The 15185-nt window shown below is 56.1% G+C and carries 15 protein-coding genes; 2 read left to right on the forward strand and 13 right to left on the reverse strand.

Annotated elements, in window-relative coordinates; all coding sequences use genetic code 11:
* The first annotated feature begins 78 nt into the window (after positions 1–78).
* The gene (der, locus tag IT893_RS05970) at positions 79–1614 is read left to right on the forward strand and encodes a ribosome biogenesis GTPase Der (protein ID WP_197147174.1); all 1536 of its coding nucleotides are present in this window, start codon (positions 79–81) and stop codon (positions 1612–1614) included.
* Between the two features lie 81 nt (positions 1615–1695).
* Here the strand turns inward: der and IT893_RS05975 are convergent, their stop codons facing one another.
* From IT893_RS05975 to rpsF, 13 genes are all read right to left on the reverse strand, one after another.
* On the reverse strand, positions 1696–2169 hold the full coding sequence (locus IT893_RS05975; RefSeq protein WP_252724091.1) for a c-type cytochrome: 474 nt from the start codon (positions 2167–2169) through the stop codon (positions 1696–1698).
* Positions 2170–2343: 174 nt separating this feature from the next.
* The gene (locus IT893_RS05980; protein WP_197147175.1) at positions 2344–3054 is read right to left on the reverse strand and encodes an SDR family NAD(P)-dependent oxidoreductase; all 711 of its coding nucleotides are present in this window, start codon (positions 3052–3054) and stop codon (positions 2344–2346) included.
* Positions 3051–4511: an amidophosphoribosyltransferase gene (gene purF / locus IT893_RS05985; protein WP_063088372.1), complete on the reverse strand. Its 1461-nt coding sequence runs from the start codon at positions 4509–4511 to the stop codon at positions 3051–3053. The genes IT893_RS05980 and purF overlap by 4 nt, the downstream gene beginning before the upstream one ends.
* A 64-nt stretch (positions 4512–4575) precedes the next feature.
* Complete coding sequence (locus IT893_RS05990) at positions 4576–5262, reverse strand: CvpA family protein (protein ID WP_008890535.1); 687 nt, start codon at positions 5260–5262, stop codon at positions 4576–4578.
* Between the two features lie 57 nt (positions 5263–5319).
* On the reverse strand, positions 5320–6732 hold the full coding sequence (gene radA / locus IT893_RS05995; RefSeq protein WP_197147176.1) for a DNA repair protein RadA: 1413 nt from the start codon (positions 6730–6732) through the stop codon (positions 5320–5322).
* A 57-nt stretch (positions 6733–6789) separates the two neighbouring features.
* Positions 6790–7566 carry an ABC transporter ATP-binding protein gene (locus tag IT893_RS06000; protein WP_197147177.1) on the reverse strand — a complete coding sequence of 259 codons (777 nt, stop codon included), beginning with the start codon at positions 7564–7566 and terminating at the stop codon, positions 6790–6792.
* Positions 7567–7584: 18 nt separating this feature from the next.
* Positions 7585–8358, reverse strand: coding sequence for an ABC transporter permease (locus tag IT893_RS06005; RefSeq protein ID WP_008890538.1), 774 nt, complete (start codon positions 8356–8358; stop codon positions 7585–7587).
* 59 nt (positions 8359–8417) lie between these two features.
* A complete protein-coding gene (alr, locus tag IT893_RS06010) occupies positions 8418–9539 on the reverse strand; it encodes an alanine racemase (protein WP_197147178.1) in 1122 nt (373 codons plus the stop codon).
* Between the two features lie 49 nt (positions 9540–9588).
* Positions 9589–11127 carry a replicative DNA helicase gene (locus tag IT893_RS06015; protein WP_008890540.1) on the reverse strand — a complete coding sequence of 513 codons (1539 nt, stop codon included), beginning with the start codon at positions 11125–11127 and terminating at the stop codon, positions 9589–9591.
* A gap of 204 nt (positions 11128–11331) precedes the next feature.
* Positions 11332–11946, reverse strand: a complete 615-nt coding sequence (gene rplI / locus IT893_RS06020) for a 50S ribosomal protein L9 (RefSeq protein WP_197147179.1) — start codon at positions 11944–11946, stop codon at positions 11332–11334.
* The gene (locus IT893_RS06025) at positions 11946–12887 is read right to left on the reverse strand and encodes a DUF2232 domain-containing protein (protein ID WP_245960854.1); all 942 of its coding nucleotides are present in this window, start codon (positions 12885–12887) and stop codon (positions 11946–11948) included. Before IT893_RS06025 ends, rplI begins: the two co-directional genes overlap by 1 nt.
* A gap of 44 nt (positions 12888–12931) precedes the next feature.
* A complete protein-coding gene (gene rpsR, locus IT893_RS06030) occupies positions 12932–13165 on the reverse strand; it encodes a 30S ribosomal protein S18 (protein WP_008890543.1) in 234 nt (77 codons plus the stop codon).
* 22 nt (positions 13166–13187) lie between these two features.
* Positions 13188–13565, reverse strand: coding sequence for a 30S ribosomal protein S6 (gene rpsF / locus IT893_RS06035; protein WP_008890544.1), 378 nt, complete (start codon positions 13563–13565; stop codon positions 13188–13190).
* A gap of 643 nt (positions 13566–14208) precedes the next feature.
* On the opposite strand from rpsF, the gene fabD reads away from it, so the two are divergent.
* Positions 14209–15150: an ACP S-malonyltransferase gene (gene fabD, locus IT893_RS06040; protein WP_197147180.1), complete on the forward strand. Its 942-nt coding sequence runs from the start codon at positions 14209–14211 to the stop codon at positions 15148–15150.
* The last annotated feature ends 35 nt before the right edge of the window (positions 15151–15185 follow it).

Raw genomic sequence — 15185 nt, forward strand, 5'->3', positions numbered from 1 at the left:
TTGCAGGATTTGCGATGCGCCGTGGGTCAATGTGCCCACGGCGCATAACGCCTTTTATTACGAGAGTCTGAAAATCAGATGTCGCTGAAAGTTGCCATTATCGGTCGCCCCAATGTTGGGAAGTCGACCCTGTTTAACCGTCTGGTCGGCAAAAAGCTGGCGCTTGTGGACGATCAGCCCGGTGTGACCCGTGACCGCCGTTATGGCAAGGCACGCCTGGGCGATATGTCTTTTGACATTATCGATACCGCCGGTCTGGAAGAAGCGTTTGATAATTCCGTTGAAGGCATGATGCGCCAGCAAAGTGAAAAGGCGTTTGAGGAATGCGATGTTGCGCTGTTCCTGATTGACGCCCGTGCCGGTTTGACGCCGCTTGATAACCATTTTGCCGATTGGCTGCGCAAACGCGAGAAGCCGGTCTATGTCATTGCCAACAAGCACGAAGGCCGTGATCAGGATCCGGGGCTTTATGAGGCCTATGGGCTTGGCCTAGGCGATGTCGCGCCGATCTCGGCCGAGCATGGCCTTGGGATCGAGTTGCTCTATGACATGCTTGAGCCGCACTGGAAAGAATGGAAAGACCGCGAACGCGTCGCCAGACAGCATGCGCGCGAAGCCGCACAAGAAGCGTTGAATGGGGCCCGTGCGGACAGCCTTGCAGATGAAGATTTCGACGATGAAGACGGTTTTGCCGATGACGAAGGTGAAGTCTTCCCGTCCTACGAGATTGAATTCAGCGAGGACGACGAAGACGAAGATGGCGAACTGATTGTCGAAGGCGCACGTGACAATTCGAAAATCCAGTTGGCGATTGTCGGCCGTCCGAATGCCGGTAAATCAACCCTTCTGAACCAGTTGCTTGGCGAAGAGCGCGTCATGACCGGGCCGCAGGCCGGGCTCACCCGTGACTCGATCGCGGTCGACTGGTCCTATGAAGGCCGCCCGATCCGTCTGGTCGATACCGCCGGTATGCGCCGCAAGAAGAAGATCGATGACCGCGTTGAAAAGCTGTCGGTTGCCGATACGCTGCGCGTGATCCGCTATGCGCAGGTTGTGGTCCTGATGCTTGATGCGACCAACACGCTTGATAAGCAGGACCTGACGATTGCGCGTATGGTGCTTGAAGAAGGCCGTGCACTGATCATTGCGGTCAACAAGTGGGATGCGATCATCGACAAAAAGGGCGTCATGCAGGAACTGCGTGACAAGCTTGATACGTCCTTTGCCCAGGCCAAGGGTATTCCGGTTCTGACCTTCTCGGCCCTGACCGGTCGTGGCACGGACCGCCTGATGCCGACTGTTCTTGATATCCACGATATCTGGAGCCGCCGCATCCCGACCTCGCAGTTGAACCGCTGGCTTGAAGCAACCACCGAACGCCATTTACCGCCGGTCATTTCCGGGCGTCGTATTCGCCTGCGTTATATGACCCAGGCGAAATCGCGTCCGCCAAGCTTCTTTATCAACTGCTCCAAGGCAGCCGAACTGCCCGAAAGCTATACGCGCTATCTGATCAATGGTCTGCGCGAAGATTTCGACATGCCGGGCGTTCCGATCCGTATTTACCTGCGCAGCAGTGACAACCCTTATGCCAACAAGAAAAAGAAACGCTAGTTTCGACTTGTTGCCAAACACAACAAAGCCGCCCGTCGGAAACGAGGGCGGCTTTTTCGTGCCGGGTTGCTGCGCAAGGCCTTATTCGAACGCGGCAGACGGACCGTTATCAATGATTTCCTTGATATGGTCGGGAAGGTCCTGTTCGGTGAAGCCCTCCTGAATTTCGCGGCTTTGGACAAAGGCGAAAATGTCGGCGATGTCCTGGCCGGAAAAATCAATCTGATAGCCGAGGTCAGCTTGCTGCAGGGCCAGCATCTGCGGTGCGCCGCGCCACATGCGGGCAAAGAACTCGAACGGTTCGCGCGCGATATTCATGTTTGACGCATCAAGGCTGGTGGCGACATCGCTGCCGACATTGTTGACCGAATGACAAATTACGCATCCACGCTCCGCAAAAAGGGTCTTGCCGCGTTCGGCATCCATTTGTGGCATCACGGGGCTGCTGTTTTCAGCAGCTGTGGCGTCTTTTGCGATTGTTGTAGTGGCAAAGGTCGCCAAACTCACCGTGACGCCAAGTGCGGCAATAAAGCGGGAAGGGGTGAACGAATTCATGTAATGCCGTGCTCCGATGCCGGTGGCGGGATAATTCCTGCATGCTATCGGGCAAACACCAAGTATGGCAATGGTTTGATCTGAATTTTATGCGTGATGCCGGTGTTCATTTGACGCATACGGAAAAGGGCCCGCTTGGGGCCCTTTGATTTTTTGGTTTTTCGGTCGCAATCACTAAGCGTCAACCACTTCGCCGTGCGTGGTGCAGCTGGTGTCTGCCAGATCGACAAACACGTCGGTGATGCTTTCGGGTGTCGGAAGCGTTTGCGGATCTTCGCCCGGATAGGCTTCTGCACGCATTTTGGTGCGGATGCGGCCCGGATTGACCAGATTGACCTTGACCTTGGTCTGTTCGAGTTCCTGCGCATAGGACAGAACCAGGCTTTCCAGCGCTGCCTTGGTCGACGCATAAAGGCCCCAGAAGGCACGACCCTTGGCCGATGCGTTCGATGTCACGAAGATTGCCCGGCCGGCCTCAGACAGCTGCAGAAGCTTATCTGTCGTGCGGATCAGGTGGAAGTTTGCCGTGACGTTGGTGGCATAGGTGTTCTGGAACACCTGCGCATCAATGTGACCCACCGGGGCGATTTCGCCCAGAAGGCCGGCATTGCCAACCACGATATCGAGCTTACCAAACCGCTCATAGATCGTCGGACCCAGCATGTCGATCTTGTCGAACATGGTCAGGTCAAGCGGCAGCAAGGTAATCTTGCCACCGGCATCGGTCACTTCGTCACTGAGTTCTTCAAGTGCGCCGACATTACGACCAATCGCAATCACATGCGCGCCTTCGGCAGCAAAGCGTTTGGCAATCGCACATCCGATCCCGTGCGAAGCCCCGGTGATCAGGGCAACGCGACCTTCAAGCCGCTTGGTATCGGTCATGCAGACTGCCTTTCAACCAACTGGCTGAGCTTGCGGTCCTTGTTTTCGGCATTGTGATCGGTGAGCTTGATCGGGTAATCGCCGGTGAAGCACGCATCACAGAAGGCCGGGTTGTCGTTGTCACGGCCTTCAAGGCCGGTGGCACGATACAGGCCATCAATGGTGACGAAGGCCAGGCTGTCGACACCGATAATCTTTGCCATGCTTTCGATGTCATGATTGGCCGCCATCAGTTTATCTTTCGACGGGGTATCAACGCCATAGAAGCACGGGTTCATGGTCGGGGGGCTGGTGATGCGCATATGGACTTCGGCCGCACCGGCCTGACGGACCAGATCAACAATCTTGGTCGAGGTGGTACCACGCACGATCGAGTCATCAACCAGAATAACGCGCTTGCCCTTAAGCTTGCCCGGGTTGGCGTTATGTTTCAGCTTCACGCCAAGGTGGCGGATCTGATCGGTCGGCTCGATAAAGGTACGCCCGACATAGTGGTTGCGGATGATCCCCAGTTCGAACGGAATACCGCTTTCCTCGGCATAACCAAGGGCGGACGGCACGCCGGAATCCGGGATCGGCACGACAACGTCGGCATCCACAGCAGATTCACGAGCCAGTTCACGACCGATATGCTTGCGCACGTCGTAGACGCTTGTGCCTTCGACGATGCTGTCGGGGCGGGCGAAATAGACATGCTCGAAAATGCAGAAGCGCGATTTTTGCGGCTTGAACGGCTTGATGGAGCGCAGGCCATCATCGGTAATTTCAACGATTTCACCCGGTTCGACGTCGCGGATAAATTCCGCGCCAACGATATCAAGGCCAACCGTTTCCGATGACAGGATATAGGCGTCATTGAGCTTGCCCAGAACCAGCGGACGGACACCCAGCGGGTCCCGCACACCGATCAGTTTCTTCTGGGTCATGACGACCAGCGAATAAGCGCCTTCAACCTGACGGACCGCATCGATCAGGCGATCGACGATCTTTTCATACAGGCTGGTCGCGATCAGGTGAATGAAGGTCTCGGTATCCGAGGTCGACTGGAAGATCGAGCCGCGTTTCACAAGGCGTTCACGCACCGCAAGCGAGTTGGTTAGGTTGCCGTTATGGGCAATCGCCAGACCACCGAATTCAAAGTCGGCAAAAAGCGGCTGCACGTTGCGAAGGCCCTTGCCACCCGCTGTCGAGTAGCGGACATGGCCGACCGCACGGTGGCCGGGCAGGCTTTTGATGACATCTTCGGAGCCGAAGATATCACCAACCTGGCCGGATGCCCGGTGTGCCGGAAAATCTTCGCCGTCATAGGACACAATGCCTGCGGCTTCCTGTCCGCGATGCTGCAGCGCATGCAGGCCAAGGGCCGTTAATGCCGTTGCATCGGGGGAGCCAAAAACGCCAAAGACGCCACATTCTTCACGTAGCTTGTCGTCATCAAATGGATTGGTGGTCAGCATGAGTGGGTTCCGCTCTCTCGCCGGTGGCGCACGGAGTTCGTTATTAGTACGAAACCCACACGCCTCACTCGTTAGTGGTCGCCTCAATCAGGCGATCCAAATCATCGCGCGAGGGCCTTGTATACCCGTTTAGGGGCGCGGGTCCAGTCCCTTTTGGTTCCGGACCAAGAAGTTGGCGATAGGTTTTTTCGTTCGCATCGGCCTCACGCTGAGCGCGCTCAAGCTCTTGCGCCGTGGTATCGAAAATTTCGTCAGGTGCCATGCGCATAATGAGGAAGGCACCTTCTTCCAGAACCGGGCGGGTACGGGCATCACGGACCCAGTCGGGCTGCGAATCTGCTGGCAGCAACCAGGACAGCGCCAGGAAGCCGATACAGACGATCAGGGCCCCGCGCAAGAGGCCGAATACAAAGCCAAGCGTGCTGTCGAGACTATCGAGGCCGGAATTCTGAACCGCCCGGCCAATGCGCCCGCTGATGAACGAGAAAATCAAAAACGAAATCAGAAACAGGCCAACCCCGGTTGCCAGATCGGCAATCAGTTCGGACGGGATCAAATCCCGCACATAAGGCCGCGCAACCGGATAGCCATAAAGCGCGACAAGCCCGGCGCCGACCCAGCCCATCATCGACAGGGTTTCGTGGATAAAACCGCGGAAAAAGGCAAAGATCCCCGATATCAGCAAAATGCCGACAACAATCAGATCAAACACATCACGTGCGCCAAGATCGGGAAGGGCGGAGAAATCCATTTATGCGTAAACCTTATTCGTCAGTCCGGGTGGCGGGCGAGGTCGCGGTAAAGGCGCTTAATACATGCCTTCACGCGGACGCACCTTGTCGCGGACATCGTCGCCGAAGAGGTTTACCAAATCCTGAAGATGGCCGATTTCGGTCTGATTGAGGCCCTTGATCGACATCTTCTTCTTGCCCTGGGTGCCATTCTTGGGGGTATAGGCATTGCCAAAGCCAAGTTTGGTGGCTTCTTTGAGCCGCGATTCGAGTTGTCCGACCGGGCGGACTTCCCCCGAAAGGCCGATTTCCCCGACAATCACCGTCTCGCCCGGAACCGGCGCATCGGCGACCGCTGAAATCAGTGCCGCCGCAACCGCCATGTCGGCGGCGGGTTCACCCACCCGCAAACCACCGGCGACGTTAAGGTAAACATCAAACTGGCTGAGCGGTAGGCCACAACGAGCATCCAGGACGGCCAAAATCATGTTCATGCGCGCAGAGTCCCAGCCAACGACCGCACGACGCGGGGTGGCAAGGGCCGACTGCGCGACAAGCGCCTGAATTTCGACCAGCATCGGGCGTGTGCCCTCAAGCCCGGCAAAGACCGCCGTGCCACTGACCGGGGAATCGCGATCTGCCAGAAACAGTGCGGACGGGTTGGGGACTTCGACAAGGCCCGCATCACCCATTTCAAACACACCGATTTCATCGGTCGCGCCGAAACGGTTTTTGACTGCGCGCAGGATGCGGAACTGATGACCACGTTCGCCTTCGAAATACAGAACCGTATCGACCATATGTTCCAGCACACGCGGACCGGCGATCTGGCCTTCCTTGGTGACGTGACCGACAAGCAGCACAGCAAATCCCTTGCGCTTGGCAAGGCGGATCAGTTCCAGCGCACAGGCGCGGACCTGTGAAACCGTGCCCGGCGCACTATCAAGGGTGTCGGCATACATGGTCTGGATCGAGTCAATCACCACCACATCGTGGCTGCTGGCTTCAAGGGTGGTGATGATGTCGCGCAGACTGGTGGCGGCGGCAAAATCGACCTTGGACTTTTCAAGGCCCAGACGGGCGGCGCGCATGCGGACCTGATCAACCGCTTCCTCGCCCGAGATATAGGCGCATTTATGTTTGGCGGCCATGGCCCCGACAGCTTGCAAAAGGATGGTTGATTTACCAATCCCCGGATCCCCGCCGACCAACAGGGCCGAACCCGGTACAAGCCCGCCGCCGCACGCACGATCAAGTTCGGTGATGCCGCTTATGATGCGTTTCGGGCTGGCGCTTTCGCCTTCAAGGGCGACGAATTCGATGGTCTTGCCCTTGGTACCCCCGGCAATGCCGCCAGTGGCCTTGGGGCCGCTTTCAACGCGCTCTTCCTCAATACTGTTCCATTCACCGCATGCGTCGCAACGCCCGGTCCATTTGCGGTATTCGGCACCGCAGTTCTGGCAGATGAAACGGCTTTGGGTTTTGGCCACAGAATGCTCCGCAGATCAAAGAAGTGTCAGTAAGGGCGTATGTCGGTCAGGTAACGCTCAGAGATGCTTGAGATCAAGTTCAAGCGGACCTTCGATATCACCGGCAACGAATTGTTGCAAATAGGGGTTATCGGACGTGTCGATATCGGCAACCGGCCCATCCCAGATGATCTTGCCCTGATAAAGCATGGCAACCCGATCAGCGATCTTGCGGGCACTGGCCATATCATGGGTGATGGTCATCGCACTGGCCCCGAGTTCGCGGGTGCATTTGACAATCAGATCATTGATGACATCGCCCATGATCGGGTCAATGCCGGTGGTCGGTTCGTCAAAGAACAGGATTTCCGGCTCCGTCGCGATGGCACGCGCGAGGCCGACACGTTTTTGCATACCGCCCGAAAGGGATGCCGGGGACATTTTGGCGATATCAGCCGACAGACCGACATCCTCAAGCCGGGCAATGGCAAGATCGCGGGCCTTGGCGGGTTTCATGCCCTGACCTTCTATCAGGCCAAAGGCGACATTTTCCCAAACGGTGAGCGAGTCAAAAAGGGCAGCCCCCTGAAACAGCATGCCGGTCTTTGCCAGCATGGCATCGCGTTCGGCCTGTGATGCGGTGGTCATTTCGACCCCGTCCACCTTGATCGATCCCTGATCCGGGGTAAGGAGGCCCAGAACGCATTTCAGCGTAACCGATTTGCCGGTGCCCGATCCGCCAATGATGGCAACCGATTCACCCTTGGCGACATCAAGGTCGACACCCTGGAGTACCTTTTTCGGGCCAAAGCCCTTGTGAACGTTGCGAAGCGATATCTTGGCTGTGTTGCTCATGATCCTGTCAACTGGCCCTTATCGCGTGAAGAACAGTTCGGTGACGATATAGTTCGAAATCAGGATCAGGATGGAGCTTGAAACAACCGCATTGGTCGTTGCCTGACCAACACCCTGCGCACCACCCCGGGAATGATACCCGTGATAGCACCCCATCAGCGTGATGATAAAGCCAAACACCGCGGCCTTCACCAGGCCCGAAACGACATCAAGCTGTTCGAGATACTGGAACGTGTTGCGGATATAGGAGCCGTCATTGAAGCCAAGCTTGTTCACGCCCACCAGATAACCGCCCATAACCCCGATGATATCGCCGATCAGAACCAGAACGGGCAGGGTGATCAAACCGGCAATCACACGCGGCACAACCAGATATTTGAACGGATTGGTCGACAGGGTCACCAGCGCGTCGATCTGTTCGGTGACACGCATGGTGCCGATTTCTGCGGCAATCGCCGCACCAACACGGCCCGCGACCATGAGGCCCGCCAAAACCGGGCCCAATTCGCGGGTCATGGAAATGACAACCACGGTCGCAACCGCACTTTCGGCCGAAAAACGCGAAAACCCGGAATAGGATTGCAGCGCCAGAACCATCCCGGCAAACAGGGTGGTCATGGCGACAACCGGCAACGAGAAATAGCCGATTTCACGCATCTGTTTGAAAATCAGGCGGAAATAGATCGGCGGTGTGACCATGTGGCCGATGGTGCGACCCGCAAATACCGTGACGCGACCGACAAGGGCCAAAAAGGTCAGAAACATATGGCCAACCGGCGCAAAGATCGGCATCTGTACTTCGAAGTCCCCTGTTATCGACCTGCCGGAATTGTCTGGCTGGCTATTATGATTTAGCTCTCTGTATAAACCCGCCGGTAGCGATGTCCAAGAGAAGTTAGAATTTCATAACCGATTGTACCAGCAGCAGATGCAACGTCGTCAACCGTCATCTTGTCATCAAGAAGCGACACCATATCCCCGGCCTTAAGCGTTTTGCCCGGAAGGTCGGTGATATCAACCGTAATCGCATCCATTGAAACGCGCCCGACATAGGGAACTTCGTGCCCCTTGATGATCAGCTTGCCGGAATTGGACAATGAACGCAGCCAGCCATCAGCATACCCGACTGCAAGGGTGGCGATTTTCGATTTGCGTTTTGCCTGCCATGTGCCGCCATAACCAACCCTCTGAGGTTCATCGATTTCGCGCACCTGAAGGACTTTGACCTTAAGGTCCACGACAGAACGCATCGGGTTGGTGGTTTCCGGCGTCGGGTTTCCGCCCCAAAGGGCGATGCCCGGACGGCAGAATTCCAGATGGTAGTCATCGTTGCGGAAAATCGCCGACGAGTTACAGAACCCGCGCGGGGCCGGCGGCAGACGACGATACCATTTCATGAACAGGTCGTACTGTTCCTTGGTGACCGGGTTTCCGGCCTCATCAGCCGCAACCGGATGGGTCATGTAACCGGCCTTTTCAAACCCGTAGAGCAGGGATGAATAGCGGTCGACCAGGTTGCTGACATCAAGTGGCGTCAGGCCAAGACGGCTCATGCCGGTATCAAGATGGATAAAGGCCGGGGCCGGACGTTCATATTCGCGGCACAGGTTTGACCAGCGTTCGATCTGTTCCAGATCGTTCAGAACCGGGATGACGTCATTTTCAATGAAGAATTCCTCGTCACCGGGCAGGACACCGTTCAGAACCGCAATGCGACCACCACCACGCAACACCGGGAACAGCTCGGCGGCTTCGTTGGCTTGTGCCACAAAGAACAGCCGGCATCCCTGCTTTTTCAGGACCGGGACAATGGTTTCGGCGCCAAGACCATAGGCATTCGCCTTTACCACAGCCGCACAGGTGCGCCCGGTATAACGTTTGGTCAGGGTTTTGTAGTTGTCGGCAACTGCTTTCAGATTGATTTGCAGTTCCGCGCACTCGGCAGCACGGCCGACGGCGGGAAGAACGGTCATTCGTAATACCCCGTGGAATCCGTTGGTGGATGGGTGGTTGCCCTATCCTCTATTCATATTCTTCTTCTGTGTGATCAAGATCACCAAACTTGGTGTAGTTCCCGTCAAAGAACAGGCGCACGTTGCCCACCGGGCCGTGACGCTGCTTGGCAACGATAACTTCGGCAGTGTTGTAAACGTGGTTCAGACGTTCCTGCCACTGCGAGTAACGTTCCCCGAACTTGTCGGTGGCTTCTTCCGGGCGTTGGGCCGGTTCGGCACGTTCGAGATAGTATTGTTCGCGATAAATGAACATCACGACGTCGGCGTCCTGCTCGATCGAGCCGGATTCACGAAGGTCGGAAAGCTGCGGACGTTTGTCTTCGCGCTGTTCGACCGCACGTGAAAGCTGCGACAGGGCCAGTACCGGAACTTCGAGCTCCTTGGCAATCGCCTTGAGCATACGGGTAATTTCCGAGACTTCCTGCACGCGGCCATCGCCGCGGAAGTTGGTCGGCGGTGCCAGAAGCTGCAGGTAATCGACGACGATCATCGCAAGGCCGTGCTGACGCTTTAGACGGCGGCAACGTGTGCGAAGTGTCGATACCGGAAGGGCCGGCGTATCATCGATATAAAGCGGAACGGTATTGAGTTCCTGGGTGGCCAGCAACAGACGTTCGAAATCCTGTTCGTTCAGATCACCACGGCGCATGTTATCGCCCGAAACCTCGGCCGCCTGCGACAAAAGGCGCCCGGCAAGCTGTTCTGCCGCCATCTCAAGCGAGAATACGGCAATCGCCCCGGTTCGGGTTTCATCGCGGGTGTCTTCGCCCGCTGCGCGGTTCTGATGCGATGCGATGGCAGCGTTAAACGCGATGTTCATCGCAAGGGCTGTTTTACCCATCGACGGACGACCGGCAAGGATCAGCAAGTCAGACGGGTGCAAACCACCCAGTTTGCGGTCGATATCGCGCAAGCCCGTGGTCACACCGACAACGCGCCCGGCGTTTTTATAGGCGTGATCGATATTCTCATAGGCCTTGGCAAGGGCCGGGCCAAACGCGACAAAGCCCGATTCCGCAGAACCGGCTGTTGCCAGCGAGAACAGTTTCTGTTCGGCTCTTTCGATCTGGTTGGTGGCGTCGGTATCAAGTTCGTACTGATAGGCTTCGTTGACGACTTCCTCGCCAAGCTCGATCAGTTCGCGCCGCAGATACAGGTCATAGACCAGCTTGCCATAGTCGCTGGCATTGATCACCGAAACGAGGTTGTTTGACAGTTCGGCCAGATATTGCGCACCACCGATTTCGGCAAGATGTTCATCCTGCTTGAAATAGGCTTTGAGCGTGACCGGGTTGGCCAGTTGGCCACGTTCGATCAGCTTGCCGCAAGCCTCAAAGATGCGGCCGTGACGCCCATCAGCGAAATGTTCCGGGCGCAGAATATCAGACACGCGCTCGTAGGCGGCGTTGTTATTGAGGATCGCGCCAAGAAGGGCAGCCTCCGCTTCAAAATTGTGCGGCGCCATGCGATCGAGCACCATTTCGGTGTCGGCGCCATGGTCCGGTTCAAGCGGGGCAAAAAGGGCATCTAAATTGGGATCTGTCATGGGCCGAAAAGGTAGCAGGCATCAGCAAGACCGCAAAGAGCTAATCGGTATAACTCATAGCCGGTATTCCGCCAGCGCAGAGGTCGCAAATGCCGCAGGCTCCTGAAATGCTTTGAAAAAATTCACGGGCTTTGGCGTTAAGGCAAAAGAAAACGGCACATCCCTGCGGATGTGCCGTTTTCAAATCGTTCGAAGAACCTGCGATTAAGCGTTGGTTTCTTCTTCGTCAGCTTCGATTGCTTCTGCAAGGTCAGCCGGAACTTCTTCTTCGAAGAGTTCTTCAGCGGCTTCGAGGGCTTCCTCTTCTTCCGCTTCCATTTCTTCGATGGTGCCAAGAACAGCAGCACCCTTACGGAGCTGTTCAGCGGCATCTTCTTCGGAACGTGCAACGTTGGCGGTTACCTCAATGATAACTTCCGGGTGCAGGTTGATACGGACCTGATGCAGACCAAGGGTCTTGATCGGCTGATCAAGAACGACCTGGGTACGGGCAACAGTGAAGCCTGCTTCGGTTACTGCGTTTGCGATATCGCGGGCAGTGACCGAACCATAAAGCTGGCCAACGTCGGATGCCTGACGAACGACGGTGACTGCGAGTTCACCCATCTTCTCGGAAACAGCTTCTGCTTCCTTACGGCGTTCCAGGTTGTCAGCTTCAAGCTGTGCTTTCTGTGCTTCGAACACAGAGATGTTTGCTTTGGTTGCACGAAGGGCCATGCCCTGCGGCAGCAAGCGGTTGCGGGCGTGGCCCGGCTTGACAGTGACTACGTCACCCATCTGACCGAGTTTTTCTACCCGCTGGAGCAGAATAACTTCCATCACCGATCCTCCTCATTGCTACGGGTCATCGGTTCTTTCCCCCGCAGCCTGATTAAATGCTCAACAATTCCAAGTCCGGTGATCGCGATAAACGACCAGGTGGACAGAACCGCGACGATGTAAAACACCGTCAGAATTACACGTTTTTGCGGCCATCGGGCTGCCTGCCCATGCACCAGCGCCAATCCCTGAAACAGGAACGGCACTGCCAGTACCACCGCGACGTTGCGCGCCACATAAGCCAGCGAACCATCGGCAAAGCCGACCGTAAACCCGGCCAGGGCAAACACAAACAGTGACCAGCCAGGCAAGGCAAAGGTTGCCATACTTGGTGTCGGACGCAGGTTTTTGCCTGCACGCACCAAAATTGCCTGTGCGATTGCGGCATTGGCGAACAGCATCAAAAGCCAGCTCACCGCTGCAATCGCCGGGAAGTAAGTCTGGAACATACCAATCAGACCCTGAACATCGGATGTCATAGGGACACCCATTTCCGAGTACATCTGGCTCAGGAACTTCGCGATGAAGTCCTGAATGTCCACACCTTCCGCCGTCAGTGTTCCGGTAACGAAGATCATTACCGTCGCGACCATGACGGCCATGGCACTTACGACAATTCCGGAAGGCAGAAAGGCAAGATTGCCATTTTGATCTTTCCGGACGACCAGCGCCATGCGGGTCAACAACATCGCCGGTCCGGCAAACACGACCATAAAGACCGTGAAAGGCAGTAATCCCCCCATAAGAATGAGGGCAATACATGCGGCAAATGCCGCAACCAGCAGGCGTTTGGGCCCTTGCCACAATCCCGTAAGGAAAAGCGGCAGATGCCCGAAGTATGAAAGCAAAAGAGCAAACGGATTTCCTGATAGAACCAGCAGGAACAGAACGGCACTGCCAAGTCCGGTCCCAATCGCTATGAGGGTGTCACGTTGCATCATTTACTCCCGGCCCGAGACCTCAAAAGGGTCTCTTGCCGACTGCCTCAGACCTGGTCTGCGTAGGGCAGCAGCGCCAGGAAGCGTGCACGCTTGATGGCTTTCGCCAGTTCGCGCTGCTTCTTGGCCGAAACCGCAGTGATACGGCTCGGAACGATTTTGCCGCGTTCGGAAACGAAACGCTGCAGCAGTTTGACATCTTTGTAGTCAATCTTCGGCGCATCATCACCCGAGAACGGGCAGGTTTTACGACGACGGAAAAACAGACGACGTCCAGCCATGATATTATCTCCTCGCTATCTGTTAGCCGTTCTGACGGGGACCGCCACGGCGATTACCGCCACGACCGCCGCGCTCGTCGCGGTTGCGCAGAATGGCAGACTGTTCTTCTTCGAACTCGTCAACCTTGACAGTCATCTGACGCAGAACGTCTTCGTTCAGGCGCATCTGACGCTCGTATTCCGCGATCGCGTCTTTGTCAGCTTCGATCTGGAAGAGAGTATAGTGGCCTTTGCGGTTCTTTTTGACACGGTATGCCAGGGAACGCAGACCCCAATATTCGGTTTTGGCGATTTTGCCGCCGAGACCTTCGATGGTCTGGGTCAGCTTTTCGTTCAGACTTTCGACCTGTGCGGTCGAGAAGTCCTGACGTGCGATAAACACGCTTTCGTATTTGCTCATAATACTCCTATTACTCCTTTTGGCTTATCTCTTCCTGCATGACCTCGTGCCATGCAGGCATAGCCGGACAATCCCGGCAAGGAGCCGTGAGACGGCGGAATATACACTTTTCGCCCATGAGTGCAACGCCAAATGCAGCTTTTTGCCGATTACGGGATAGCGCGATGGCTTTGACAGTATCGGCAGAAACCTGCGTGTTTCTGACATCGATCTGTCACGGCGTGAGCATTGCGGTTTCGGGATAACCGACATGCACGCGATTGTGAAGGCGGTGTTTGTCCCTGCATTCAATGTATCTTCGGACTTAAAGCGACAGCAGGCCTTGGTTTTCCATATGGTTTCGGCGGTGGAGCTTGTGGATGCGGGGCGCCGGGGATTGTGCGCTGCGCAACAGCCAGTCCTTCGTAAATGACGCAAAATATGCCATAAACGCGCAAATCGGGTGTCAAACCCGAAAGTCACACTATTGTTATCGTGTGATCGCGACGTGCAGTTTTCGGGCGTAAAAAAATCAAACCAACTGCGCCCATCAGGTTTCAGTTCTTGACAGTGCGCTTGCGCACGCTATCAAGGGTGGCTCAATTTCAAGGGGCCGGATTTCGGCACAGTCTTCGTAGAAGCGGACAAGGGTTTATTTGATATAATGACACGCGCACTCGTTTTCCCCGGACAGGGGTCGCAAGCGGTAGGTATGGGCAAGGAACTGGCAGACGCATTCCCGGTTGCCCGCGAAGTTTTCCAGGAAGTTGATGATGCGCTTTCGCAAAAGCTTAGCGCGCTGATGTTCGAAGGTCCGGAAAACGAATTGACCCTGACCGAAAACGCGCAGCCGGCTTTGATGGCGGTCAGCCTTGCGGTGACCCGTGTTCTGGAAAAAGAAGGCGGCTTTACCCTGACCGACAAGTGCGACCTTGTTGCCGGTCATTCCCTTGGCGAATATTCCGCCCTTGCAGCAGCTGGCACCTTTGCCATTTCCGATGCCGCGCGCCTTTTGAAAATCCGTGGTCAGGCAATGCAGGCCGCCGTTCCGGTCGGTGTTGGCGCGATGGCAGCCCTTCTTGGTCTTGATTATGTCGATGCGGTTGCGGTTGCCGAAGAAGCAGCACAAGGTGAGGTTTGCACCGCCGCCAATGATAATGCCAGCGGGCAGGTTGTTGTTTCCGGTCACAAGGCTGCTGTGGAACGCGCGATTGAGATCGCCAAGGAAAAGGGCGCAAAGCGCGCTGTGTTGTTGCCGGTATCGGCACCGTTCCATTGTGCCCTGATGCAGTCGGCAGCTGATCGCATGGCAGAGGCGCTTGGCGCTGTGACCATGAATGCACCGGGCAAGCCGGTCGTTGCCAACGTGACCGCAGAAAAAACTGACGATCCGGAAACCATTCGTAAACTCCTTGTAGAGCAGGTTTGCGGCACCGTGCGCTGGCGTGAGTCGGTTCTTTATATGAAAGAACAGGGCATCACCGATCTGGTAGAGATCGGCGCAGGCAAAGTTTTGACCGGCATGGTACGTCGTATTGACCGCGATCTGAGCGGTACGGCTGTGAATGGTCCGGCAGATATCGAAGCATTCCTCGGCGCTCTGTAAGAGTGTCCGGAACACGAACGAACCCAAAGGGAACG

The sequence above is a fragment of the Thalassospira sp. A40-3 genome, from assembly GCF_015871485.1.
Classification (GTDB): Bacteria; Pseudomonadota; Alphaproteobacteria; order Rhodospirillales; family Thalassospiraceae; genus Thalassospira; species Thalassospira tepidiphila.

Bases quoted from the DNA above. Each gene is read 5' to 3' on its own strand.
- alr (WP_197147178.1), bottom strand. From the start codon at position 9,539: ATGACCGTTCTTCCCGCCGTCGGCCGTGCTGCCGAGTGCGCGGAACTG.
- IT893_RS05990 (WP_008890535.1), bottom strand. From the start codon at position 5,262: ATGGATTTCTCCGCCCTTCCCGATCTTGGCGCACGTGATGTGTTTGAT.
- IT893_RS06005 (WP_008890538.1), bottom strand. From the start codon at position 8,358: ATGCCGATCTTTGCGCCGGTTGGCCATATGTTTCTGACCTTTTTGGCC.
- rpsR (WP_008890543.1), bottom strand. From the start codon at position 13,165: ATGGCTGGACGTCGTCTGTTTTTCCGTCGTCGTAAAACCTGCCCGTTC.
- rplI (WP_197147179.1), bottom strand. From the start codon at position 11,946: ATGGAAGTTATTCTGCTCCAGCGGGTAGAAAAACTCGGTCAGATGGGT.
- der (WP_197147174.1), top strand. From the start codon at position 79: ATGTCGCTGAAAGTTGCCATTATCGGTCGCCCCAATGTTGGGAAGTCG.
- IT893_RS06025 (WP_245960854.1), bottom strand. From the start codon at position 12,887: ATGATGCAACGTGACACCCTCATAGCGATTGGGACCGGACTTGGCAGT.
- IT893_RS05980 (WP_197147175.1), bottom strand. From the start codon at position 3,054: ATGACCGATACCAAGCGGCTTGAAGGTCGCGTTGCCCTGATCACCGGG.
- rpsF (WP_008890544.1), bottom strand. From the start codon at position 13,565: ATGAGCAAATACGAAAGCGTGTTTATCGCACGTCAGGACTTCTCGACC.
- IT893_RS06015 (WP_008890540.1), bottom strand. From the start codon at position 11,127: ATGACAGATCCCAATTTAGATGCCCTTTTTGCCCCGCTTGAACCGGAC.
- purF (WP_063088372.1), bottom strand. From the start codon at position 4,511: ATGCTGACCACCAATCCATTTGATGACGACAAGCTACGTGAAGAATGT.
- IT893_RS05975 (WP_252724091.1), bottom strand. From the start codon at position 2,169: ATGAATTCGTTCACCCCTTCCCGCTTTATTGCCGCACTTGGCGTCACG.
- fabD (WP_197147180.1), top strand. From the start codon at position 14,209: ATGACACGCGCACTCGTTTTCCCCGGACAGGGGTCGCAAGCGGTAGGT.
- IT893_RS06000 (WP_197147177.1), bottom strand. From the start codon at position 7,566: ATGAGCAACACAGCCAAGATATCGCTTCGCAACGTTCACAAGGGCTTT.